The organism is Kaistia defluvii (assembly GCF_040548815.1).
Classification (GTDB): Bacteria; Pseudomonadota; Alphaproteobacteria; order Rhizobiales; family Kaistiaceae; genus Kaistia; species Kaistia defluvii_A.
Window position 1 is genome coordinate 142,928 of record NZ_JBEPSM010000002.1, and the last position, 21,146, is coordinate 164,073.

Annotated in this window: 18 protein-coding genes and 2 riboswitches; of the genes, 13 read left to right on the forward strand and 5 right to left on the reverse strand. The window is 66.4% G+C overall.

Annotation, left to right across the window (positions count from 1 at the left end; all coding sequences use genetic code 11):
* The first annotated feature begins 1 nt into the window (after position 1).
* Complete coding sequence (phoU, locus tag ABIE08_RS13670; protein WP_354551845.1) at positions 2–718, forward strand: phosphate signaling complex protein PhoU; 717 nt, start codon at positions 2–4, stop codon at positions 716–718.
* A 32-nt stretch (positions 719–750) separates the two neighbouring features.
* Positions 751–1,449: a phosphate regulon transcriptional regulator PhoB gene (phoB, locus tag ABIE08_RS13675; RefSeq protein WP_266330722.1), complete on the forward strand. Its 699-nt coding sequence runs from the start codon at positions 751–753 to the stop codon at positions 1,447–1,449.
* Positions 1,450–1,660: 211 nt separating this feature from the next.
* On the opposite strand, the gene ABIE08_RS13680 is transcribed toward phoB, so the two are convergent.
* Complete coding sequence (locus tag ABIE08_RS13680) at positions 1,661–2,194, reverse strand: GcrA family cell cycle regulator (RefSeq protein WP_354551846.1); 534 nt, start codon at positions 2,192–2,194, stop codon at positions 1,661–1,663.
* A 408-nt stretch (positions 2,195–2,602) separates the two neighbouring features.
* Between ABIE08_RS13680 and ABIE08_RS13685 the strand changes: the two genes are divergently transcribed.
* The 3 genes from ABIE08_RS13685 to ABIE08_RS13695 all read left to right on the forward strand — a co-directional run bounded on the left by ABIE08_RS13685 (position 2,603) and on the right by ABIE08_RS13695 (position 5,759).
* On the forward strand, positions 2,603–3,835 hold the full coding sequence (locus ABIE08_RS13685; RefSeq protein WP_354551847.1) for an aspartate aminotransferase family protein: 1,233 nt from the start codon (positions 2,603–2,605) through the stop codon (positions 3,833–3,835).
* A 74-nt stretch (positions 3,836–3,909) separates the two neighbouring features.
* The gene (argF, locus tag ABIE08_RS13690; protein ID WP_396309409.1) at positions 3,910–4,776 is read left to right on the forward strand and encodes an ornithine carbamoyltransferase; all 867 of its coding nucleotides are present in this window, start codon (positions 3,910–3,912) and stop codon (positions 4,774–4,776) included.
* Entirely contained in the window at positions 4,776–5,759 is a 984-nt protein-coding gene (locus ABIE08_RS13695) for an Hsp33 family molecular chaperone (protein ID WP_354551850.1), read from the forward strand. Before argF ends, ABIE08_RS13695 begins: the two co-directional genes overlap by 1 nt.
* A gap of 1,925 nt (positions 5,760–7,684) precedes the next feature.
* Here ABIE08_RS13695 and apaG read toward each other — a convergent pair.
* Positions 7,685–8,077 carry a Co2+/Mg2+ efflux protein ApaG gene (gene apaG, locus ABIE08_RS13700; RefSeq protein ID WP_266330728.1) on the reverse strand — a complete coding sequence of 131 codons (393 nt, stop codon included), beginning with the start codon at positions 8,075–8,077 and terminating at the stop codon, positions 7,685–7,687.
* 222 nt (positions 8,078–8,299) lie between these two features.
* Between apaG and mscL the strand changes: the two genes are divergently transcribed.
* The 3 genes from mscL to ABIE08_RS13715 all read left to right on the forward strand — a co-directional run bounded on the left by mscL (position 8,300) and on the right by ABIE08_RS13715 (position 11,463).
* Positions 8,300–8,713: a large conductance mechanosensitive channel protein MscL gene (mscL, locus tag ABIE08_RS13705; protein ID WP_354551851.1), complete on the forward strand. Its 414-nt coding sequence runs from the start codon at positions 8,300–8,302 to the stop codon at positions 8,711–8,713.
* Between the two features lie 150 nt (positions 8,714–8,863).
* Entirely contained in the window at positions 8,864–10,036 is a 1,173-nt protein-coding gene (locus ABIE08_RS13710; RefSeq protein ID WP_354551853.1) for a pyridoxal phosphate-dependent aminotransferase, read from the forward strand.
* A gap of 332 nt (positions 10,037–10,368) precedes the next feature.
* Positions 10,369–10,476: riboswitch (SAM-I-IV-variant riboswitch) on the forward strand.
* Between the two features lie 39 nt (positions 10,477–10,515).
* Positions 10,516–11,463, forward strand: a complete 948-nt coding sequence (locus ABIE08_RS13715) for a homoserine O-succinyltransferase (protein ID WP_354551854.1) — start codon at positions 10,516–10,518, stop codon at positions 11,461–11,463.
* 263 nt (positions 11,464–11,726) lie between these two features.
* Here ABIE08_RS13715 and hemA read toward each other — a convergent pair whose 3' ends face one another.
* Together hemA and ABIE08_RS13725 are read right to left on the reverse strand one after the other, a co-directional pair.
* Positions 11,727–13,016, reverse strand: coding sequence for a 5-aminolevulinate synthase (gene hemA / locus ABIE08_RS13720; protein ID WP_354551855.1), 1,290 nt, complete (start codon positions 13,014–13,016; stop codon positions 11,727–11,729).
* A gap of 241 nt (positions 13,017–13,257) precedes the next feature.
* Positions 13,258–14,454, reverse strand: a complete 1,197-nt coding sequence (locus tag ABIE08_RS13725) for an O-succinylhomoserine sulfhydrylase (protein ID WP_354551856.1) — start codon at positions 14,452–14,454, stop codon at positions 13,258–13,260.
* 59 nt (positions 14,455–14,513) lie between these two features.
* Positions 14,514–14,594: riboswitch (SAM riboswitch) on the reverse strand.
* A gap of 222 nt (positions 14,595–14,816) precedes the next feature.
* Between ABIE08_RS13725 and ABIE08_RS13730 the strand changes: the two genes are divergently transcribed.
* Positions 14,817–15,902, forward strand: coding sequence for a 2'-deoxycytidine 5'-triphosphate deaminase (locus ABIE08_RS13730; RefSeq protein WP_354551858.1), 1,086 nt, complete (start codon positions 14,817–14,819; stop codon positions 15,900–15,902).
* Positions 15,903–16,188: 286 nt separating this feature from the next.
* Here ABIE08_RS13730 and ABIE08_RS13735 read toward each other — a convergent pair whose 3' ends face one another.
* A complete protein-coding gene (locus tag ABIE08_RS13735; protein ID WP_354551859.1) occupies positions 16,189–16,995 on the reverse strand; it encodes a 2-keto-4-pentenoate hydratase in 807 nt (268 codons plus the stop codon).
* Between the two features lie 201 nt (positions 16,996–17,196).
* Between ABIE08_RS13735 and ABIE08_RS13740 the strand changes: the two genes are divergently transcribed.
* The 4 genes from ABIE08_RS13740 to ABIE08_RS13755 all read left to right on the forward strand — a co-directional run bounded on the left by ABIE08_RS13740 (position 17,197) and on the right by ABIE08_RS13755 (position 20,841).
* Positions 17,197–17,982: an SDR family oxidoreductase gene (locus ABIE08_RS13740; RefSeq protein ID WP_266330737.1), complete on the forward strand. Its 786-nt coding sequence runs from the start codon at positions 17,197–17,199 to the stop codon at positions 17,980–17,982.
* A 151-nt stretch (positions 17,983–18,133) separates the two neighbouring features.
* Complete coding sequence (locus ABIE08_RS13745) at positions 18,134–18,643, forward strand: hypothetical protein (RefSeq protein WP_354551860.1); 510 nt, start codon at positions 18,134–18,136, stop codon at positions 18,641–18,643.
* Positions 18,644–18,718: 75 nt separating this feature from the next.
* A complete protein-coding gene (locus tag ABIE08_RS13750; RefSeq protein WP_354551862.1) occupies positions 18,719–19,984 on the forward strand; it encodes a glycerate kinase type-2 family protein in 1,266 nt (421 codons plus the stop codon).
* A 221-nt stretch (positions 19,985–20,205) separates the two neighbouring features.
* A complete protein-coding gene (locus tag ABIE08_RS13755; RefSeq protein ID WP_354551863.1) occupies positions 20,206–20,841 on the forward strand; it encodes an outer membrane protein in 636 nt (211 codons plus the stop codon).
* Positions 20,842–21,146: the final 305 nt, after the last annotated feature.

Below are 21,146 nucleotides of genomic sequence, written 5' to 3' on the forward strand. Positions count from 1 at the left end.
CATGTCCGAACACATCGTTTCCAAGTACGACGAAGAACTGAACGACGTCGCCCGCCGCATCGCCGAGATGGGCGGCATGGCCGAGCGTCTCGTCGACGTCGCGGTCGGCGCGCTGATGCGCGTCGATGCCGCGACCGCCCGCACCGTCATCGCGGACGACAAGAAGCTCGACGTGCTGCAGCGCGAATGCGAAGAGCGCGCCATCATGATCATCGCCCGGCGCCAGCCCATGGCGATGGACCTGCGCGAAGTCATCGCCGCGCAGCGCATCGCCAGCGATCTCGAGCGCATCGGCGACCTAGCCAAGAACATCGCCAAGCGCGTCATTGCGCTGGACGGCCACATCCAGTCCAAGCGCTTCAACACCGGCGTCGAGCACATGGCGCAGCTGTCGCTGGCGCAGCTCAAGGACGTGCTGGATTCCTACGCGACCCGCGACGTCGACCAGGCCTACCAGGTCTGGAAGCGTGACGAAGAAATCGACGCCATGTACACGTCGCTCTTCCGCGAGCTGCTGACCTACATGATGGAAGATCCGCGCAACATCACCTTCTGCACGCATCTCCTGTTCTGCGCCAAGAACATCGAGCGCATCGGCGACCATGCGACCAACATCGCCGAGACGGTCTATTATGTCGTCACCGGCCAGGTCCTGGCCGAGGATCGTCCCAAGCAGGATGAATCCAGCACGACCGCCGTCGCGTATGAGAAGAACTGACCCCTGCGTCAGGTTTACTGGGATATCCGTGAATGACGCCACGCGTTATGATCGTTGAGGATGAGGAGGCGCTGAGCCTCCTCCTCCGCTACAACCTCGAAGCCGAGGGCTATGCCGTCGAGGTGGTGCCGCGCGGCGACGACGCCGAGATGCGCCTGCTCGAAACCGTACCCGACCTGCTGCTGCTCGACTGGATGCTGCCGGGCATTTCCGGCATCGAGCTGTGCCGCCGCCTGCGGGCACGCGACGCGACCCGCACCCTGCCGGTGATCATGCTGACGGCGCGCGGCGAGGAACAGGAACGCATCCGGGGCCTCGCCACCGGCGCCGACGACTATGTCGTCAAGCCGTTCTCCGTGCCGGAACTGATGGCCCGCGTGCGCGCCATCCTGCGCCGCTCGAAGCCGGAGGTGATCGCCTCGCTGCTGCGCGCCGGCGACATCGAGCTCGACCGCGAGACGCACCGCGTCCGCCGCTCCGGCCGCGAGCTGCATCTCGGCCCGACCGAGTTCCGCCTGCTCGAATATCTGATGAAGAGCCCGGGCCGCGTGTTTTCCCGCGAGCAGCTGCTCGACGGCGTCTGGGGCCGCGACGTCTATGTCGACGAGCGCACGGTCGACGTGCATATCGGTCGGCTGCGCAAGGCGGTCAATCGCGGCCGCGTCAAGGACCCGATCCGCACGGTGCGCGGCTCCGGCTACTCCTTCGACGACCAGTTCGCGATGGCGTGAGGGGATCCCGTGGCCGCTTCCTGATGGGAGGGGCGGGGCAGTCTTCCGAAAATTCAGCCCAACCAAAAAGCCGCGTGGCCCTCCACGCGGCTTTTTGCATGCAACGAGCCAGGGCAGAAAAAAAGGCCGTGCGCCCCGGGGGAGGCGACACGGCCAGACTTGCATCGCAGTCCGACGGTGGGAGGAGGCCGTCAGCCGCGGCGCGGCGCAATCAGGCGCCGACAGCCTTCTTCTGGCGACGATCATGCACGGGCTGATAGGCAACCCGCGAATGATATTCGCAATAGGGAATGCCGGAATTCGAGCGCTGGCCGCAGAAGTGGAAATCCTCGGTGCTCGGATCGCCGATCGGCCACTTGCAGGTCTGCTCGGTCAGGGTGAGGATCGTCGCGTGCAGGCTGATCGGAACGACGACGTCGTCCGAACCAACTGCCCGGGGCACGCGCCGCGGCTCGGGTGCGATCTGGCTCATCGGCTTCAGGGCCGTGTTGCCGGCGACGAGTGGCCTGACGGGATTGGGGCGCCCTGTCGTGACCGAGCGTCCGTTGGTGGCAGCCGCGGGCTTGCGGGCGCGAGCGACCGGCGCCGTTGCCGGCTTGGCACGGCCGGAAAGGCTCAGCCGGTGTACCTTGCCGATGACCGCATTGCGCGTTACGCCGCCGAGTTCCGAAGCGATCTGGCTTGCGCTCAAGCCGTCGGTCCAGAGTTTTTTCAGCAACTCAACCCGTTCGTCCGTCCAAGTCATAGCGTGTCCTTGTCGGTCGGAGCGATACCCGGAATCCTGTCGCGGTCGTTCAGCCGGGATGCCGGACGACTGCGGACGCCATACAAGGGTCAGGGGGAGGTACCTGCTCGATATTTCGTGTCTTAACGAAAATTAAGATACTATATGGCGTGACTCGGTGACAAGAGTCGGAGGGATGGGTAGCGGCCGATCGGGCTGTTTTCCCCAACTTGCGACGGATTTCGGATCCATGAGTCTCGTCAATCGCTTAGCCGTCATGACCGCGCGCGAGCGGCGTTTTCATTGACACAAATCGTCACGACCGTGATATAAGGGCAACGCATAAAGGTGCTGCCCGGCGCGTTGGCCTCGGGCGGCACCTTTGATTTTTAAGCACCCATTTCCGTGGTTTCATCCGAAGGAGGGGATATGAGCGCCCCCGATACCAGCGTTAAAAAGACCTCGTCCAGCCTCTATGACACCTTTTCGCGTGCGCCGCTCGAGTTCGAGCGAGGCGAGGGGGCCTGGGTCTTTACGCGAGAGGGCGACGCTTATCTCGATTTCTCCGCCGGCATCGCGGTGAACACGCTTGGCCATGCCAATCCGATCCTGGTGCAGGCGCTGACCGAACAGGCCGGCAAGCTCTGGCACACCTCGAACCTGTTCCGGATCCCGGGCCAGGAGAAGCTTGCCGACACGCTGGTCGCCAATACCTTCGCCGACCGGGTCTTCTTCGCCAATTCGGGCGCCGAGGCCAACGAGGCCGCCATCAAGACGGCGCGGCGCTATCATTACGTCAACGGCCAGCCCGACCGGTACCGCATCCTCACCATCGAGGGCGCGTTCCACGGCCGGACCCTGGCGACGCTCGCCGCCGGCGGGCAGCAGAAATATCTCGACGGCTTCGGCCCGAAGGCGGACGGCTTCGACCAGGTGCCGTTCGGCGACATGGCGGCGATCAAGGCCGCGGTGACGCCGGCGACCGCCGCCATCATGATCGAGCCGATCCAGGGCGAGGGCGGCGTGCGCGCCTTCCCGAACGCCTTCCTGCGCGAGCTCCGCGCGCTTTGCGACGCCGAGGGAATGCTGCTGATCATGGACGAAGTCCAGACCGGCATCGGCCGCACCGGCAAGCTGTTCGCCTATGAATGGACCGGCATCGCGCCGGACATCCTGACGGCGGCCAAGGGCATTGGCGGCGGCTTCCCGCTCGGCGCATGCCTCGCCACCAACGAGGCGGCCAAGGGCATGACCCCCGGCACGCATGGCACCACCTTCGGCGGCAATCCGCTGGCGATGGCGGTCGGCAATGCCGTGCTCGACGTCGTGCTCGGCGATGGCTTCCTCGAGCATGTGCGCGAGACCGCGCGCTATCTGACCCAGCGCCTTGGCGGGCTGATGGACAGCCATCCCGGCGTCATCGACGACATTCGCGGCGAGGGCCTGCTGATCGGCCTGCACGCGCTGAAGCCGGTGCCCGAAGTGGTGGCGGCGCTGCGCGAGCAGAAGATGCTGGCCGCCGGCGCGGGCGACAATGTCCTGCGATTGCTGCCGCCGCTCAACATCGGCAAGGCAGAAGTCGACGCGGCGATCGACAAGCTCGATGCCGCCTTTTCCGCAATCGAAGCCGAGGCTGCGCAAGCGGCACGGCAATCCGCCTGAGCGGACAGGACAGACCTATGGTTCGGCATTTTCTCGACCTGACGGATTTCGATTCCGCCACCCTTAGACAGATCATGGAAGGCGCCAAGCGCATCAAGTCGGTGCGCAATGGCGCGCGCGACGGTGTCGGCCCGCTGGCCGGCAAGGTGCTGGCGCTGGTGTTCGAGCAGCCCTCGACCCGCACGCGCGTCTCCTTCGACGTCGGCATGCGCGAACTCGGCGGCCAGACGCTGATGCTGACCGGCGCTGAGATGCAACTTGGCCGCGGCGAGACCATCGCCGACACGGCGCGCGTCATGTCGCGCTATGTCGACGGCATCATGATCCGCATTCTTGACCATGACTCGCTGAAGGAACTGGCGGCCAACGCCACCGTCCCCGTGATCAACGGGCTGACGCGCCGCTCGCATCCCTGCCAGATCATGGCCGATATCCTCACCTATGAGGAGCATCGCGGCCCGATCACCGGCAAGACGGTGTCGTGGTTGGGCGACAGCAACAATGTCATGGCGTCGTGGGTCCACGCCGCCGCGCGCTTCAACTTCCGCCTGAAGATCGCGACGCCGGAGGAGCTTGCGCCGTCGCACAAGCTGCTCGACTGGGCGCGCACCAATGGCGGCGAGGTGATCGCTGGCGAGGACGCGGACGATGCGGCGGCCGATTCCGACTGCATCGTCACCGACACCTGGGTGTCGATGGGCGACAGCGAGGCGGAGCGCCGGCACAACCTGCTGAAGCCCTACCAGGTGAACGCCCGCCTGATGTCGCGCGCCAAGAAGGATGCGCTGTTCATGCATTGCCTGCCCGCCCATCGCGGCGAGGAGGTGACGGCCGAAGTCATGGACGGACCGCAATCGGTCGTCTTCGACGAGGCCGAAAACCGGCTGCACGCACAGAAGGGCATCCTTGCCTGGTGCCTGGGCGGCCCGGAGGCACTTTGATGGAAGAAATCCCGTTCGGCCCCGGATCGATCGATCCGGCGGGTGATGACGCCGTGCTGCCTTTCGAGGTCAACGGTCTCGACGTGCGCGGTCGCGCGATCCAGATGGGGCCGGCGCTGTCGGCCCTCCTGGCGCGCCACGATTATCCGCTGCCGGTGTCGAAGCTGCTGGGCGAAGCCGTCGTGCTCGCCGTGCTGCTCGGCTCGTCGCTGAAGTTCGAGGGCCAGTTCCTGCTGCAGACGCAGACGGACGGCCCGGTCGACATGCTGGTCGTCGATTATCGCACTTCGGGCGATATCCGCGCCTATGCCCGCTTCAACAAGGAGCGGGTGGCCGAGATGGATGTTGACGGTCTGTCCAAGCCCGAGCTTCTGCTCGGCAAGGGCATTCTGGCGATGACCATCGACCAAGGCGAGTTCACCAGCCGCTACCAGGGCATCGTCCAGCTCGATGGCGTCAGCCTCGAGGAAGTGGCGCATCTCTACTTCTCGCAGTCGGAACAGATCCCGACCCTCGTCCGCCTGGCGGTGGCCGAGATGATGACGCGCGAGGATGGCGGCGCCGCGCATAGCTGGCGCGCCGGCGGCCTGCTGGTGCAGTACCTGCCGGAAGCCTCGATTGGCGTCCAGCGCGACCTGCCGGGTGGCGACGCGCCGGAAGGCATGGAGCACCACGCTGAGGAAGAGGATGCCTGGGCGGAGGCGACCTCGCTGGTCTCCACCGTCGAGGATCACGAGCTGATCGATCCCGACGTCCCGGCCGAACGGCTGCTCTATCGCCTGTTCCACGAGCGCGGCGTGCGCGTCTATGACTCGATGGCTGTCCGCGAGCAGTGCTCCTGCTCGCGCGACCGCATCCAGGGCGTGCTCGGCAGCTTCTCGGCCGAGGAAATCACGGCGAGCATCGAGGACGGCGAGATCTCCGTGACCTGCGAGTTCTGCGGCCAAAAATACAGTTTTGATCCGCAGGAATTCCTTGGCTGAGGTGTCTTTGCGACGTTGAGGGCGGGGGTAGGCAAGCGCCGCGCCCGGCCTTCTCCCGTTGAGGGAAGGCGGCAGCCACCCACTCGGCGTCATCCCGGCGAAGGCCGGGATCCAGACGCATCGGCGCCTGGCCTTAGGGCCACGCCCCAATTCTCAAGGCTGAGCGTATGGGCGCCGGCCTTCGCCGGGGCGACCAGCCCGCGGCTACTGCCACACTCGGCGTCATCCTCGCGAATGCGAGGATCCATCCAGCCGATGGCTTGGGAGTTTCCAAGGACTGGCTGGACCGTCGACGCCCGAAAACCCTGCTGGATGGGTCCTCGCATTCGCGAGGATGACGGCGGAGATGGGGATGACGGGACAGGGGTTGGGATCGGGCAGGGGAATGCCCAGCGACGAGTCCGCGGCTACTGCCACGCTCGGCGTCATCCTCGCGCAGGCGAGGATCCATCCATCCGATGGCTTGGGAGTGGCCAAGGACTGGCTAGACCGCCGACGCCCCAAAACCTTGCTGCATGGATCCTCGCCTACGCGAGGATGACGGCGGAGGTGGGGATGATGTTGCGGAAGCTCGGGAGGGGCAGGAGAGTCCCTTGAGGCGAGTCACCGGCGGGATCCGCGCCGGAAAAGGCGCCGGCGACTTCCACCCGCTCGGCGTCGTCCCGGCGAAGGCCGGGATCCAGACACACCGGCGCCTGGCCTTAGAGCTGCGCCCCATTCTCAAGGCTGAGCGTATGGGCCCCGGCCTTCGCCGGGGCGACGATCCCGCGGCTACTGTCACACTCGGCGTCATCCTCGCGCAGGCGAGGATCCATTCAGCCGATGCCTTGGGAGTGGCCAAGGACTGGCTAGACCGCCGACGCCCCAAAACCTTGCTGCATGGATCCTCGCCTGCGCGAGGATGACGGCGGAGGTGGGGATGACGGGCCTGAGGCTTGGAAGGGGCAGGAGAATGTCCCCTGAGGCGAGTCACCGGCGGGATCCGCGCGGGAAAAGGCGCCGGCGACTTCCACGCGCTCGGCGTCATCCCGGCGAAGGCCGGGATCCAGACACACCGGCGCCTCGCCTTAGGGCTGCGCCCTATTTTCCAGGCTGAGCGTATGGGCCCCGGCCTTCGCCGGGGCGACGAGCCCGCGGCTACTGCCACGCTCGGCGTCATCCTCGCGCAGGCGAGGATCCATTCAGCCGATGCTTTGGGAGTGGCCAAGGACTGCCCGAACCGCCTGAGCCGTCGACGCCCCAAAACACTGCTGGATGGGTCCTCGCATTCGCGAGGATGACGGCGGAGATGGGGATGACGGGACAGGGGTTGGGATCGGGCAAGGGGATGCCCGGCGACGAGTCCTCTGCTCGCTTAGCTCCGGAAAGGCGCCGGCGACTTCCACCCGCTCGGCGTCATCCCGGCGAAGGCCGGGATCCGGACACACCGGCGCTTGGCCTTAGGGCTGCGCCCCATTCTCAAGACTGAGCGTATGGGCCCCGGCCTTCGCCGGGGCGACGAGCCCGCGGCTACTGCCACACTCGGCGTCATCCTCGCGCAGGCGAGGATCCATTCGAGCCGATAGCTTGGGATTGGCCAAGGACTGGCTAGACCGCCGACGCCCCAAAACCCTGCTGCATGGGTCCTCGCCTGCGCGAGGATGACGGCGGAGGTGGGGTGCCATTCACCTCTCCCTGAGGTGACTCTCGCGGAACCTGGAAAGCGGTTGCGCCAATCTCGATCCCAACATCCTGAGGAGGCTTGCGCGAGCAAGCCGTCTCGAAGGACGCACTGCCTAAGGGCAAATCTTCATACTGCCACGCCCTGCGTGCTTCGAGACGGCCCTGCGGGCTTCCTCAGCATGTCGAGGATCGTGTTGTGCGAAGGTGTCCGCGGGGAGAGGTGAGCAGCAGCGCATTCGAGAAAGCGCGTGCCGGCCCAGATCCTAATGCAACACTCGGGGCGCGTTGGGGACGTCGAGGGAGAAGGCCGGGATCTCGACGGAGAACATCTCGCCGCTCTCGGTCTGCATCTGGTAGGTGCCGGCCATGATGCCCGACGGCGTCGAGAGCGGGCAGCCGCTGGTATATTCAAAGCTCTCGCCGGGCTTCAGCGACGGCTCCTTGCCGACGACGCCGACGCCGCGCACTTCTTCCGTGCGGCCCTTGCCATCGGTGATCCGCCAGAAGCGCGAACGCAGCTGGACGTTCTCAAGCCCGAGATTGACGATCTCGATCGTGTAGGCCCAGACGTAGCGGTTCTCGCCCGGCGAGGAATCGTCCTCGACGAAGCTGGGCCGCACGGTCACCTGGATCGATCGCGTGACGGTTCGATACATCGGCGCTCTTTTCGAAAATGATCCGTGGCTCATAACGCCAAGGGAGGCAGGGCGTCAATTGCGCGCTGCGCCGCATCGCGCGCGTTCGCCGCCGCGCAGTGCAGCCTGGCAACACCGCGCGACAGTTGCTGCCGGCACGTTTCGCCTGCGAATCCGCTGCGCTATAGTCGCGTGGGTTGTGAAGACAGGTTCGCATCGAGCCGGGCGAAAAGGGAACATTGAATGCTGAAGGAATTCCGAGAGTTTGCCCTCAAGGGCAACGTGGTCGACCTGGCCATCGGTATCATCATCGGCGCCGCCTTCAGCGGCCTGGTCAATTCGATCGTCAATGACATCATCATGCCGATCGTCGGCGTGATCACGGGCGGCATCGACTTCACCAACAAGTATATCCAGTTGGCCGGCGACCCGCAGCCGACGCTCGACGCCGCGCGCAAGGCCGGCGCGACAATCGCCTACGGCAACTTCCTGACGCTGCTGATCAATTTCATCATTGTCGCCTGGATCCTGTTCCTGATCGTCAAGGGGATGAACCGCATGAAGCGCGAGAAGGCCGCCGCCGCGGCAGCCCCGGTCGCGACGCCGGAAGACGTGGCCCTGCTGCGCGAGATCCGCGACCTGCTCGCCAAGAAGTAATCCGGCCGGCCTTGCTGCCACGCCAGCGCGCAGTGAAACGGCGGCTTCCTGGCCGCCGTTTTGTCTTGGTTGGCCGTTAAAATCCGCTACATCATCCCCAATGGCGTCGCCCGCCCGTGGATTTGGCGCCTGCAGACATTGGAAACGTGCGTGCCCGTCCATCCCGCATTGAATACGCTGCGCCCCGAAGCGAGCCAGGCTCCCGAAAGCGGCATCGTCGAGGTCTTCAATTATGGCCGAGACCGCCAGGGGCTGATCCCGCTCTGGGTCGGCGAGGGCGACCTGCCGACGCCGGGCTTCATCAGCGAGGCGGCCCAGGCGGGGCTGACGGCGGGCGAGACCTTCTACACCCACCAGCGTGGCATTCCCGAGCTCCGGCAGGCGCTGGCGGGCTATCACGCGCGCCTCTATGGCCGGCCGTTCGACCCCGAGCGCTTCTTCGTCACCTCGGGCGGCATGCCGGCGATCCAGATCGCTCTGCGCATGGTGGCCGGCCATGGCGACGAGGTGGTCGTGCCGACCCCGGCCTGGCCGAATTTCGCCGCCGCCGCGGAAGTCGGAGCCGCCAAGGTGGTCGAGGTGCCGCTCACCTATGGCAATGCCGGCTGGACGCTCGACCTGGACCGCTATTTCGAGGCGGTGACGCCGCGCACCAAGGCGCTGTTCCTGAATTCGCCCTGCAACCCGACCGGCTGGACGGCGACGCGCGACGAGCTTCAGGCCATTCTCGACTTTGCCCGCGCCAGGGGCCTCTGGATCATCTCCGACGAGGTCTATACGCGCTTCTTCTACGAGGGCGAGCGTTCGCCCTCCTTCTACGATATCGCCGAGCCGGACGATCGCATCCTCTACGTCAACACCATGTCGAAGAACTGGGCGATGACCGGCTGGCGCGTCGGCTGGCTGTCGGCGCCGCCGGCCTTCGGCCAGGTAATCGAGAACCTGGTGCAATATTCGAGCTCGGGCACGCCAAAGTTCCTGCAGCGCGGCGCGGTCGCGGCGCTGGAGCAGGGCGACGCCTTCATCGACTTCCAGCGCCAGCGTGCCGTGGAAGCGCGCGAGATCGTCTGTTCCGGGCTGGAAAAGACGGGGCGCATCCGTCTCGTGCGTCCGGCCGGCGCGTTCTATGCCTTCTTCTCCGTCGACGGCGAGCCCGACACGCGCAAGCTGGCGCTGCGGCTGGTCGACGAGGCGAATGTCGGCCTCGCGCCGGGCGACGCGTTCGGCGCGGGCGGCGCCGGCTTCATGCGCCTCTGCTACCTGCGCAACCTCGACCAGATCCGCGAAGCCACCCGCCGGCTGGCCGAGTGGCTGGCGAAGTAAGGGGCCTTTCGCTTCAGGGGAGGCGTCCGGCGGTCTTGCCAGACACTTCTCCTGAGCAGCTTTCGCTCGAGACGTCTCGCCTCCCTCCGCCGTCATCCTCGCGAAAGCGAGGATCCATGCGTCCGGGTTGTGGAGCGTTCGTGGCGAAGGATTCTGGTTGTCGGGATAAGCCGCTGCTGTATGGATCCTCGCTTTCGCGAGGATGACCGCGAGTGTGCGGGCGAAGCCGAACTTCACGCCGCTTTCCATCGCAAGCCTCTTGTCCCACCGCGCCGCCGCCGATGGGCCCCCCAGATTCTATTGCCAAGTGGCCTTGGCTCGGCTAAATCAGGCGCATACATCAAGAGTTGGGCCGACGCCCGACGCCAACCTGCCTATCCGGGCAAGGTGGCACTCCTGCAAGGGAGGATGTGGCCGATCCGGCAAGAATACGGACCCAGTCACACAGCGTCGGCTCTTCCAGTACAGGACGATGCCCGATGCCGATCAAGATCCCCGACGACCTGCCAGCCCGCCGCAAGCTTGAGGCCGAAGGCGTCATGGTCATGCGCGCGGCGGATGCGGTACGCCAGGATATCCGTCCGCTGCGGATCGGCCTGCTCAACCTGATGCCCAACAAGATCTCGACCGAGACGCAGATCGCCCGCCTCCTCGGCGCGACGCCGCTGCAGATCGAGCTGTCGCTGGTGCAGATCACCGACCACGCGCCGCGCAACACGCCGGCCGAGCACATGCTCTCCTTCTACCGCCCTTGGGAGGAGGTGAAGCATGAGCGCTTCGACGGCTTCATCGTCACCGGCGCGCCGGTCGAGCGCATGCCGTTCGAGGACGTGACCTATTGGGACGAGCTGCGCCGCATCTTCGACTGGACGCAGACGCATGTGCACCGCTCGCTCAACATCTGCTGGGCGGCGCAGGCGGCCGTGCACCATTTCCACGGCATGCAGAAATACGACCTGCCGGGCAAGGCGTTCGGCATCTTCCGCCACCAGATCCCCGGCCCCGCCGCGACATCGCCCTATCTGCGCGGTCTCGCCGACGAGTTCGCCGTGCCGGTGTCGCGCTGGTCGGAAGTGCGCAAGAGCGAGATCCCGGCCGATAGCGGCGTGGTCGTGCTGGCCGAGAGCGAGGAGACGGGCCTCTGCCTGCTCGACGACACGCGCCACCGCGCGCTGCACATGTTCAACCATCTCGAATATGACACGCACTCGCTGGGCGACGAGTATTTCCGCGATATCAACGCCAAGATCGATGTCGCCCTGCCGGTCGATTACTTCCAGAAGAACGACACGACCCGGCCGCCGGTCAACAGCTGGCGCGGCAATGCGCATATCCTCTACGGCAACTGGATCAACGAGATCTACCAGACGGTGCCGTTCGACATCGCGAAGATCGGTGAGCCCGAGGCGGCGGAGGTCGCTGCGTGAGACCCTCACCCCAACCCTCTCCCGCAAGCGGGGGAGGGGGCGGGTGGAGCCATGCCTTTCACCTCTCCCAAGGGGAGAGGTCGGAGCGGAGCTCCGGGTGAGGGGATCAGGCCTTGCAGAAGGGATCGCAACCCCTCACCCGCCGGCCTGCGGCCGTCGACCTCTCCCCATGGGAGAGGTGAGAGAGGGGCTCCAGCAGGATACCAAACAAAAAAGGCCCGCCGATCGCTCGGCGGGCCTTTTGAATATCGAACTCGAAACCGTCAGCCGCCGGCGGGCGGGAAGACGTCGAAATGCGAGCTGCCGCCATTGGCGACCAGGCGGGCGGTCTTGGCCGGGGCGGTGCGGCCGAGCGGCAGCCAGAGACGGTGCCAGACATCGACCAGCGCGTCGCGCAGGCCGAGGATCAGCGTCTCGTCATGGCAGGGCGTCGGCGTGATGCGCAGCCGCTCCGTGCCGCGCGGCACGGTCGGGTAGTTGATCGGCTGGATGTAGATGCCATGCTCGTCGAGCAGCATGTCCGAGGCCTTCTTGCAAAGGTCCGGATTGCCGACGAACAGCGGAATGATATGCGTCTCGGACGGCATCACCGGCAGGCCGGCGGCGATCAGCACTTCCTTGGTCCGCTGCGCGTGATGCTGCTGCAGGTCGCGCTCGACCTGCGAAGCCTTCAGGTGGCGGATCGAGGCGGTGGTGGCGGCGGCGATCGACGGGGGCAGGGCGGTGGTGAAGATGAAGCCCGGCGCATAGGAACGCACGGCGTCGACCACGGCGCGGCTGGCGGTGATGTAGCCGCCGAACGTGCCGAACGCCTTGGCCAGCGTGCCCTCGATGACGTCGACGCGGTGCATGACGCCCTCGCGCTCGGCGATGCCGGCGCCGCGCGGGCCATACATGCCCACGGCGTGCACTTCGTCGAGATAGGTCATGGCGCCATACTTCTCGGCCAGATCGCAGATTCCGGCGATCGGCGCGATGTCGCCATCCATCGAATAGACGCTCTCGAAGGCGATCAGCTTGGCGCGGCCGGGGCCGGCTTCCTTGAGCAGCTCTTCGAGATGCTCGAGGTCGTTGTGGCGGAAGATGCGCTTCTGCGCGCCGGAACGGCGGATGCCCTCGATCATCGAGGCGTGGTTCAGTTCGTCCGACAGGATCAGGCAGTCGGGCAGCAACTTGCCGAGCGTCGACAGCGCTGCGTCGTTGGAGACGAAGCCCGAGGAGAAGACGAGGCCGGCTTCCTTGCCATGCAGGTCGGCGAGCTCATGCTCCAGCTCGACCAGCGGGTGATTGTTGCCGGAGATGTTGCGCGTGCCGCCGGCGCCGGTGCCCATGCCCTGCGCCGTTTCGACCATGGCGCGGACGACGTCCGGATGCTGGCCCATGCCGAGATAGTCGTTGGAGCACCAGACGGTGATTTCGCGCGGACCGCGCTCGGAGCGCCAGATCGCATGCGGGAAGCGGCCCACGATCCGCTCGAGATCGGCGAAGACCCGATAACGCTTCTCGGAATGGAGAGCGTCGATCGCGTCTACGAAGAAAGATTGATAGTCCATCAGCAGCGCCCGCTTTTTGGATGGGTTCCAAACTAGCGCGGGAATCACAGCGAGTCCAACGACGTTTGGCTTTGGCGGCAGTCAACTTGGCGTCAATAATCATGGCCGCGCCTGCGCCGCCACTGCGCAATTTAGCGCATCTTGCAACTTTTCTTATTCCAGCAACGCCTTGACCGCGTTTCGGGATGCGAAAAAGCCGCCTGGGCGGGCGCCTCCGGCGGCTTTCTTCCTGTCGGCGGGATCAGGCCTGGTCGAGCGCCAGGGTGATGTCCTCGATCAGGTCGTCCGCGTCTTCGAGGCCGATCGACAGGCGCAGCATGCCCGGCGTGATGCCGAAGCCGAGCCGCGCCTCTTCCGAGAGGCGCTGATGCGTCGTCGTCGAGGGATGGGTGATGAGGCTCTTGGCGTCGCCGAGATTGTTGGAGATCGTGACGACCTCCATGGCGCTGGCGACGCGGAAGGCCGCTTCCTTGCCGCCCTCGACCTCGAACGCGATCAGCGTCGAGCCGGCGCCCATCTGCTTTTTGACGACATCGGCCTGCGGATGGTCGGCGCGTCCGGGATAGATCAGCTTCGCGACCTTCGGGTGCCTGGCCATCACGTCGGCGATCTTCGCGGCGCTCTCGGTCTGGCGGCGGACGCGGATATCCAGCGTCTCCAGCCCCTTCAGCAGCACCCAGGCATTGAAGGCCGACAGCGTCGGGCCGGTCTGGCGCAGGAAATTGTGCAGGTGGTCGGTGACATAGGCTTCATCGGCCGAAAGGATGATGCCGCCCAGGACCCGGCCCTGGCCATCGATATGCTTGGTGCCGGAATAGACGACGACGTCGGCGCCGAGCTTGATCGGCTGCTGCCAGATCGGCGTCGCGAACACGTTGTCGACGATGAGCAGAGCGCCGGCCTCATGCGCAATCTTGGCGACCTCGGCGATGTCGATCACTTCGAGCGTCGGGTTGGTGGGGCTCTCCAGGAAGAACGCCTTCGTGTTCGGCCGCACGGCGTCGCGCCACTGGTTGAGGTCGGTGCCGTCGACCAGCGTCGACTGAACGCCGAAGCGCGGCAGCAGGTCTTCGACGACATAGAGACAGGATGAGAACAGCGCCTTGGCGGCGACGACGTGGTCTCCCGCCTTCAGCATGCACATCAGCGCGGCGGTGACGGCGGCCATGCCGCTGGCGGTCGAGCGAGCGGCGGCGGCGCCTTCGAGCAGGCGGATGCGCTCCTCGAACATGAAGGTGGTCGGGTTGGAAAAGCGCGAATAGATGAAGCCCGGATCCTCGCCCTTGAAGCGCGCCTCGGCGGCTTCGGCCGTGTCATAGGCGAAGCCCTGGGTCAGGAACATCGCTTCCGAGATTTCGCCGAATTGCGAACGGAGGGTGCCGCCATGCACGAGCTGGGTGGCGGGGCGGCGGGGGCGCTTGGCTTTGTCTTCGGACATTTGGCTCTGATCCCGATCAAGAAAAACCCGACGCGAGGTCGGGCAAAAATCGGATGTCGGATTTCCGGCAACCGACCTTTTAGCGACATTGTTTAACGTGGCGGCAAGCCGGTCGGCTCAAATAGACCACGGATGGTGCGTTTCCTGATATGCCTCTGGCGGCTTGGCGTCAACGGCGAGTTGAGCTAAGTGCTTCCTTCGGTCCCGCGGCGCGTTTTCACCTCTCCCTGAGGGAGAGGTCGACGGCGTAGCCGGCGGGTGAGGGGTTAGGGAATTTTCCGGAGAGGGCGTAAACCCTCACCCGGCCCTGCGGGCCGACCTCTCCCTCAGGGAGAGGTGAAGATTAGGCAGGACCGGAGCGGATGACGGGTAACGCAGCAATCGGAATTCTCTCGGCCGAGCAGATCCGGGCGAGCCTCGCCTTGGGCGAAATCGTCATCGACCGGCCGCTCGATGACGACCAGGTGCAGCCGGCGAGCCTCGACCTGCGCCTTGGCGCCGTCGCCTACCGGGTGCGCGCCAGCTTCCTGCCGGGCCCGAACGTGCTGGTGAAGGACCGCCTCGCCGAGCTCACCCTGCACGAGATCGACCTATCGGCCGGATCGGTGCTGGAGACCGGCTGCGTCTACATCGTGCCGCTGCTGGAAGGGCTGGCGCTGCCGCCCGATATCCAGGCTTCGGCCAACCCGAAATCCTCGACCGGCCGGCTCGACATCTTCACCCGCGTCATCACCGACCGGGCGCAGTCCTTCGACACGATTCCCGCCGGCTATCACGGCCCGCTCTATCTCGAAGTTTCCCCGCGCACCTTCCCGATCGTCGCGCGCACTGGCTCGCGCCTGTCGCAGATCCGGTTTCGCCGCGGCGACACCCATCTGAATGATACCGAACTGGCTGCCCTCAATGCCCGTGAGCCGCTGGTCGATGGCGCGTTCCGCGCTTCGGGCGGGCTGCTGCTGTCGATCGATCTCGAGGGCTCGAACGGCATCATCGGCTATCGCGCCAAGCGTCATACGGGCGTCGTCGACGTCGACAAGCGCGCCGCCTGCGACGTGCTCGACTACTGGGAGCCGATCCCGGTCCGCGGCAAGGCCGAGCTGATCCTCGATCCCGACCAGTTCTACATCCTCGTCTCGCGCGAAGCCGTGCACGTGCCGCCGGATTACGCCGCCGAAATGGTCGCCTTCGACCCGCTGGTCGGCGAATTCCGCGTTCACTATGCCGGCTTCTTTGATCCGGGCTTCGGCCATCAGGCAGCCGGCGGCGCCGGCAGCCGTGCCGTGCTGGAAGTGCGCAGCCATGAGGTGCCGTTCATCCTCGAACATGGCCAGACGGTCGGCCGCCTCGTCTACGAGACGATGTCGGAACGTCCCGCCAAGCTCTACGGCAGCGACCTCGGCTCCAACTACCAGGCCCAGGGCCTGAAGCTCTCGAAGCATTTTCGGTAGGATTGCCGGATAAGGGTGCTTCCTTCACCTCGCCCTGAGGGAGAGGTGAAGGGACTGCAGCAGCCTGTCGGTCAGGGTATTCGACAAAGCCCTCTCCCGCGAGCGGGAGAGGGGGCGATCGCGACGGTCTGAGCTTTTTCCTTCACCTCTCCCATGGGGAGAGGTCGGAGCGAAGCTCCCGGTGAGGGGATGCGATCTGACCGGTGAGGCCTGAACCCCTCACCCGCCGCACTTCGTGCGTCGACCTCTCCCGATGGGAGAGGTGAAGGAATGGCGCGTCCGCCGCCTACTCCGAAACCGTCAGTGCCACCCCGCCAAGCCCGGTGATTTCGATCTCCACCCGGTCGCAGGCCTTGAGCCAGCGGGTTTCGACCAGGCTGCCGGTCAGCACGATCTCGCCCGCCCGCAGCATCTCGCCTCGGGCCGCCAGGCTGTCCGCGAGCCAGGCGAGCGCCTTGAAGGGGTGGCCGAGCACGTCGGCGCCGACGCCGCGGCCGACCTCGACATCGTTGATCCGCGTCACGCCGACGACGGCGGCGAGATCCGGCGCGTCAGCAAGCGCAAGCGGCTCGCCCAGCACGCAGCCGGCGGCGAAGAAATCGTCGGCGATCAACGTCGGCGTGTCGGTCTGGCGCCAGTCGGCATAGCGGTCGTCGACCAGCTCGATCGCCGCCATCACGCTCCCGACCGCATCCGCGACACGCTCCGCCGTGAACGGCGCGCCGCTCGCCGGCAGGTCGCGCGCGAGTTGGACCGCGATCTCGCATTCGATTCCGACATGGCGGAACCCGGCTGCCGAGATCGTCGCGCCGGAAGCATGTCGCGTGCCCTCGAACAGGCCGGCGCCGCAAGGGTTCGGAATGCCGAGATAGGTCTGCATCACCGGCGTCGTGCAGCCGATCTTCCACCCGATCCGCCGGCCATAGCGGCTCGCCGCCAGGCGCTGGTGCACGGCCGCCTGCACGGCATAGGCGCTCGCCTCGTCCGCCGGCCGGATCGCTTCGGGAAGCAGGTCCAGGGCCGCCAGGGCGATGCGGGCGTCCGCGATGCGCGCGGCGGCGGCATCCTTTGGCGGCGTAAGGGGTTGAGGCATGGGCGATTCCGGATTGGCGCGTGACGGCTTTTCGGCTCGAAGCGGGGCGCGCATGAGTTGCATCGCCGGAACGAGCCCGGCTAGGATCGCTCGCAGATCGTGTCTCCGCCCCTCGGGCCAGCGTGCCGCGACGGCGCGCTGGGGGCAAGAGCGAACAATCAGATCCGCTGACGAACAGCGAAAACGGGCAGGGATGAGACGATGGAAGCGCGTGTAGACGGCAAGATCCTTCTGGTGACCGGCGGCACGCAGGGCGTGGGCCGGGCCGTGGCGCTGGAGGCGGCGCATTCGGGCGCGGAAGGCGTGATGCTGGTCGGGCGCAATCCTCAGCGCGGCGCGGATGTCGTGGCCGAGCTGGAGGCGCTTGGCGTCGGCGGCGGCTTCGTCTCCGTCGATCTCGCCGATTCCGATGCGGCCGAGATCGTCATGGACGCGACGCTCGACCGGTTCGACCATGTCGACGGCCTCGTCAACGCCGCCGCCAGCACGGATCGCGGCTCGATCGCCGATGCCGATATCGACTTCTTCGACAAGGTGTTCGCCACCAATGTGCGCACGCCGATGTTCCTGATGCAGGGCGTCATCCAGCACCTGAAATCGCGCGGCGCGCCCGGCACGATCGTGAACATCCTCTCGGTCAATGCCTATGGCGGCACGCCGGAGCTGGGCGTCTATGCCTCGTCCAAGGCGGCGCTGTCGATCCTGACCAAGAACGCCGCCCATTCGCACCGCTTCGACCGCATCAGCGTCAACGGCATCAATCTCGGCTGGGCCGACACGCCGGGCGAGCGCGAGATGCAGGCGGTCAAGCTCGGCAAGGGCGAGGGCTGGCTGGAAGAGGCCGAGGCGATGATGCCCTGGGGCAGGCTGATCAAGCCGGAGGACGTCGCCCGCCTGGCGCTGTTCCTGATGAGCGACGCCGCCATCCCGATGACCGGCGCCATCGTCGACCAGATCCAGGACTATGTCGTCGGCGTGCGCGACTGAGCGCGCGATGCTCCCGGGGGACTGTGCGAACCGGACGACCTGGCTTCCTGCCTGCCGGCGCATCGCTGTGCTGGCATGCCTCGGTGCGTTGGGCCTTGGCGCCGGTGGCTCGATGGACGCGGCCGCCGAAACATCGGCGACACCGGCCCGGATGGATTTTCGCGACCCCGAAACCGGGCTCGCCTTCTCCGCGCCATCGCCGCTCGTCATCGGCCAGCGGCGCGGTCATCGTGGGCATGATTTCGTCATCGAGATCCATAGCGCCGATCCGGCTCTTCCCCGCGCGGGGACGTCGAAAAGCCTGTGCGGCGCCGCGCTGAAGACGCAGCCGGAAGAAGTCCGGGCGTTGGACCAGGGGGCGCTGAACGACCCGGAAATGCTGCAAGGACAGGTCGAGTCCGTGCGCTCGACGCTGGCGCTGATGGGCCGTGTCGGTTCCATCGAGCCGCTCGATTTCGGCAATGGCGTTCGCGGAGTCGCGGCGGTGATGACGCCGCATTTCGGGCCGGACCATGCCAATGTCCGTCAATACATCGCCCTCGCCGAGACCCCGGCCTATCGGATCAGCCTTTCCTGCGCCACCACCGCGGCGGCGCTCGACAGGGCACGTCCGCTGTTCGAGGCGCTCATCCGCACGCTGCGGATTGATGCCGAGCGGTGATCCAGCGGCAGCCCGATCGAGGGAATGCGCTATGAAAGTGGACGATTCGGCTTCTTTGCGGACAGACATGTGACCATGACACTCGACACGAATTCGCCCGACGAGGCGGTTCTTCGCGCGCTGTTCGACGCGGCGCTGGCGGCCTCGCTGCCGGATGGCCGGTTCGAGGGCCGGCTTCCCGTCGCTCCAAAAGGACGAACCATCGTGCTCGGCGCCGGCAAGGGCGCGGCGCGCATGGTACGGGCGTTCGAGGATGCGTGGGAGGCGGCCGGCAACCGGGCGCCCGAGGGCCTGGCCGTCACCCGCTATGGCCATGGCACGCCAACCCGTTTCGTCGAGGTCGTGGAAGCCGCGCATCCGGTCCCCGACGCCGCCGGCATGGCGGCGGCGCAGCGCATCCTCGATTATGCCGGCACGGCGGGAACGGACGATCTCGTCGTCTTCCTGATGTCGGGCGGCGCCTCGTCGCTGCTGGCGCTGCCGGCGCCGGGCGTGAGCCTGGAAGACAAGCAGGCGCTGAACCGGGCGCTGCTGAAGAGCGGCGCGCCGATCGGCGCCATGAACCGCGTGCGCAAGGCGCTTTCGGCGATCAAGGGCGGCCGTCTCGCCGCTGCCGCCGCGAAGGCACGCCGGGTGACCTATCTGATCTCCGACGTGCCGGGCGACGATCCCGGCGCCATCGGTTCCGGGCCGACCATTCCGGAAGCCTCCGATCCCGAGGGCGCGCTTTCGATCCTCGCCGAATATGGCATCGTCATCGAGCCGCGCATCGAGCAGGCGATCCGCGCCAACGCGGTCGAGGCCGGCGAAGGCGGGACGGTCGAGATGCTGGCCACGCCAAAGATGGCGCTGGATGCGGCGGCCGAGGCGGCGCGCGCTATCGGGCTTATGCCGCTGGTGCTGGGCGATGCGCTGGAAGGCGAGGCGCGGGACGTGGCACGCGTGCTGGCGGCGATCGGCACCTATGCGGCGGCGCATGACCAGCCGGTGGCAAAGCCCTGCGTGATCCTCTCGGGCGGCGAAACCACCGTGACCGTGCGCGGGCGCGGCAGGGGCGGACGCAATGCCGAGTTCCTGCTGGCGCTGGCCGTCGCGCTCGGCGGCCACAAGGGGATCGCCGCGATCGCCTGCGATACAGACGGCATTGACGGCTCCGAGGACAATGCCGGCGCCTGGATCGATGCCGGCATCCTGGAGGCGGCACGGGCGAGGGGGATCGACCCGGTGGCGCGCCTGGCCGACAATGACGGCTACGGGTTCTTCGAGGCGCTGGGGCGTTTGGTTGTTACCGGCCCGACACTGACAAACGTCAATGATTTCAGGGCGATCCTCGTCCGCTGACCGTCGCAATCCCGGACGAATTGCTTCGGGATTCCATCGAATGCCTGTTGCAAGGATGCTGCGCCGCATGACTCTTCGTCATGCTCACGCCCGCTTGTCTTGACGGGAGGGCTGCGGATACCGATTTCTGGGCTGGATGAGCCACCGTGACGCCTTTTTTGGGCGGCATTTTGGATCCGGGCGGCGGGTATCGACGGCGTTTCCGGTCGAGAGGGTACGTGATGAAGCATTGGATCTTGGCGGGTGTTGCCCTGCTGGCGCTTTCGGGCGCGGCTTCCGCCGCGGACATCGCGTATGAATCGCCGGCCCCGGTTGCTCCCGCGGCCCCGGCCGGTTTCGACTGGAACGGTTTTTATGCCGGCGTGCATGGCGGCTATGGCTGGGGTGGCGGCACCAAGGACGCCGATTTCCTCGACAGCCTGAGCGGCGGGCTGTTCGGCGTGCAGGCGGGCTACAACTACCAGGCCGATCCCTGGCTGGTCGGCTTCGAGACGGACATCGCCTATAGCGGCCTCAGCGACACCGCAGGCAGCGCGGCGCTCGATCTGAACTGGATCGGTTCGACCACCGGCCGCATCGGCTTCACCTATGACAAGTGGCTGTTCTACGGCAAGGGCGGCATCGCCTATGGCGATATCGAGGCCAAGCAGGCCGGGCTCGGCTCGGACAGCCAGTGGGCGATCGGCTGGACCGCCGGCGCCGGCGTCGAATATGGCTTCACGAAGAACCTCACCGGCCGGCTCGAATACGACTATGTCGATCTCGGCAAGAAGACGATCTTCGAAGGCACCCCGGCCCAATCCGAAGCCGGCGTGACCACCAACGCGGTCAAGGCAGGCCTGAACTACAAGTTCTAGGGCTTTTGCCGAGGTTGGCCGCTGCCGGCGGCCGTTGGAGCCGGGTGGTTTCCACCGCGGACGGTTGCCGACCCGGTTGCCCCACCCTCGCCGTCATCCCGGCGAAAGCCGGGATCCGTGGCGGTCCCAAGCACCGGCCGTGACATGGTGCGCTCCAGATCTTGCGCAGTCGAGTCCGAGCCAACCTCCCGAAATTTCCGCTGTATGGATCCCGGCCTTCGCCGGGATGACGGCGCGTGTGTGGGGCTGCGGGATCAACGTCGGTAGCCGTTGCGGCGTCCGTTCCACGGCGCTGGTCTCGCGAG

Excerpts from the sequence above, each read along its gene's own strand:
- phoB (WP_266330722.1), top strand. The coding sequence starts at position 751 with ATGACGCCACGCGTTATGATCGTTGAGGATGAGGAGGCGCTGAGCCTC.
- ABIE08_RS13695 (WP_354551850.1), top strand. The coding sequence starts at position 4,776 with ATGGAAGAAATCCCGTTCGGCCCCGGATCGATCGATCCGGCGGGTGAT.
- ABIE08_RS13740 (WP_266330737.1), top strand. The coding sequence starts at position 17,197 with ATGGAAGCGCGTGTAGACGGCAAGATCCTTCTGGTGACCGGCGGCACG.
- ABIE08_RS13685 (WP_354551847.1), top strand. The coding sequence starts at position 2,603 with ATGAGCGCCCCCGATACCAGCGTTAAAAAGACCTCGTCCAGCCTCTAT.
- ABIE08_RS13725 (WP_354551856.1), bottom strand. The coding sequence starts at position 14,454 with ATGTCCGAAGACAAAGCCAAGCGCCCCCGCCGCCCCGCCACCCAGCTC.
- ABIE08_RS13680 (WP_354551846.1), bottom strand. The coding sequence starts at position 2,194 with ATGACTTGGACGGACGAACGGGTTGAGTTGCTGAAAAAACTCTGGACC.
- hemA (WP_354551855.1), bottom strand. The coding sequence starts at position 13,016 with ATGGACTATCAATCTTTCTTCGTAGACGCGATCGACGCTCTCCATTCC.
- apaG (WP_266330728.1), bottom strand. The coding sequence starts at position 8,077 with ATGTATCGAACCGTCACGCGATCGATCCAGGTGACCGTGCGGCCCAGC.
- ABIE08_RS13730 (WP_354551858.1), top strand. The coding sequence starts at position 14,817 with ATGACGGGTAACGCAGCAATCGGAATTCTCTCGGCCGAGCAGATCCGG.
- ABIE08_RS13745 (WP_354551860.1), top strand. The coding sequence starts at position 18,134 with ATGGATTTTCGCGACCCCGAAACCGGGCTCGCCTTCTCCGCGCCATCG.
- ABIE08_RS13715 (WP_354551854.1), top strand. The coding sequence starts at position 10,516 with ATGCCGATCAAGATCCCCGACGACCTGCCAGCCCGCCGCAAGCTTGAG.
- argF (WP_396309409.1), top strand. The coding sequence starts at position 3,910 with ATGGAAGGCGCCAAGCGCATCAAGTCGGTGCGCAATGGCGCGCGCGAC.
- phoU (WP_354551845.1), top strand. The coding sequence starts at position 2 with ATGTCCGAACACATCGTTTCCAAGTACGACGAAGAACTGAACGACGTC.
- mscL (WP_354551851.1), top strand. The coding sequence starts at position 8,300 with ATGCTGAAGGAATTCCGAGAGTTTGCCCTCAAGGGCAACGTGGTCGAC.
- ABIE08_RS13750 (WP_354551862.1), top strand. The coding sequence starts at position 18,719 with ATGACACTCGACACGAATTCGCCCGACGAGGCGGTTCTTCGCGCGCTG.
- ABIE08_RS13755 (WP_354551863.1), top strand. The coding sequence starts at position 20,206 with ATGAAGCATTGGATCTTGGCGGGTGTTGCCCTGCTGGCGCTTTCGGGC.
- ABIE08_RS13735 (WP_354551859.1), bottom strand. The coding sequence starts at position 16,995 with ATGCCTCAACCCCTTACGCCGCCAAAGGATGCCGCCGCCGCGCGCATC.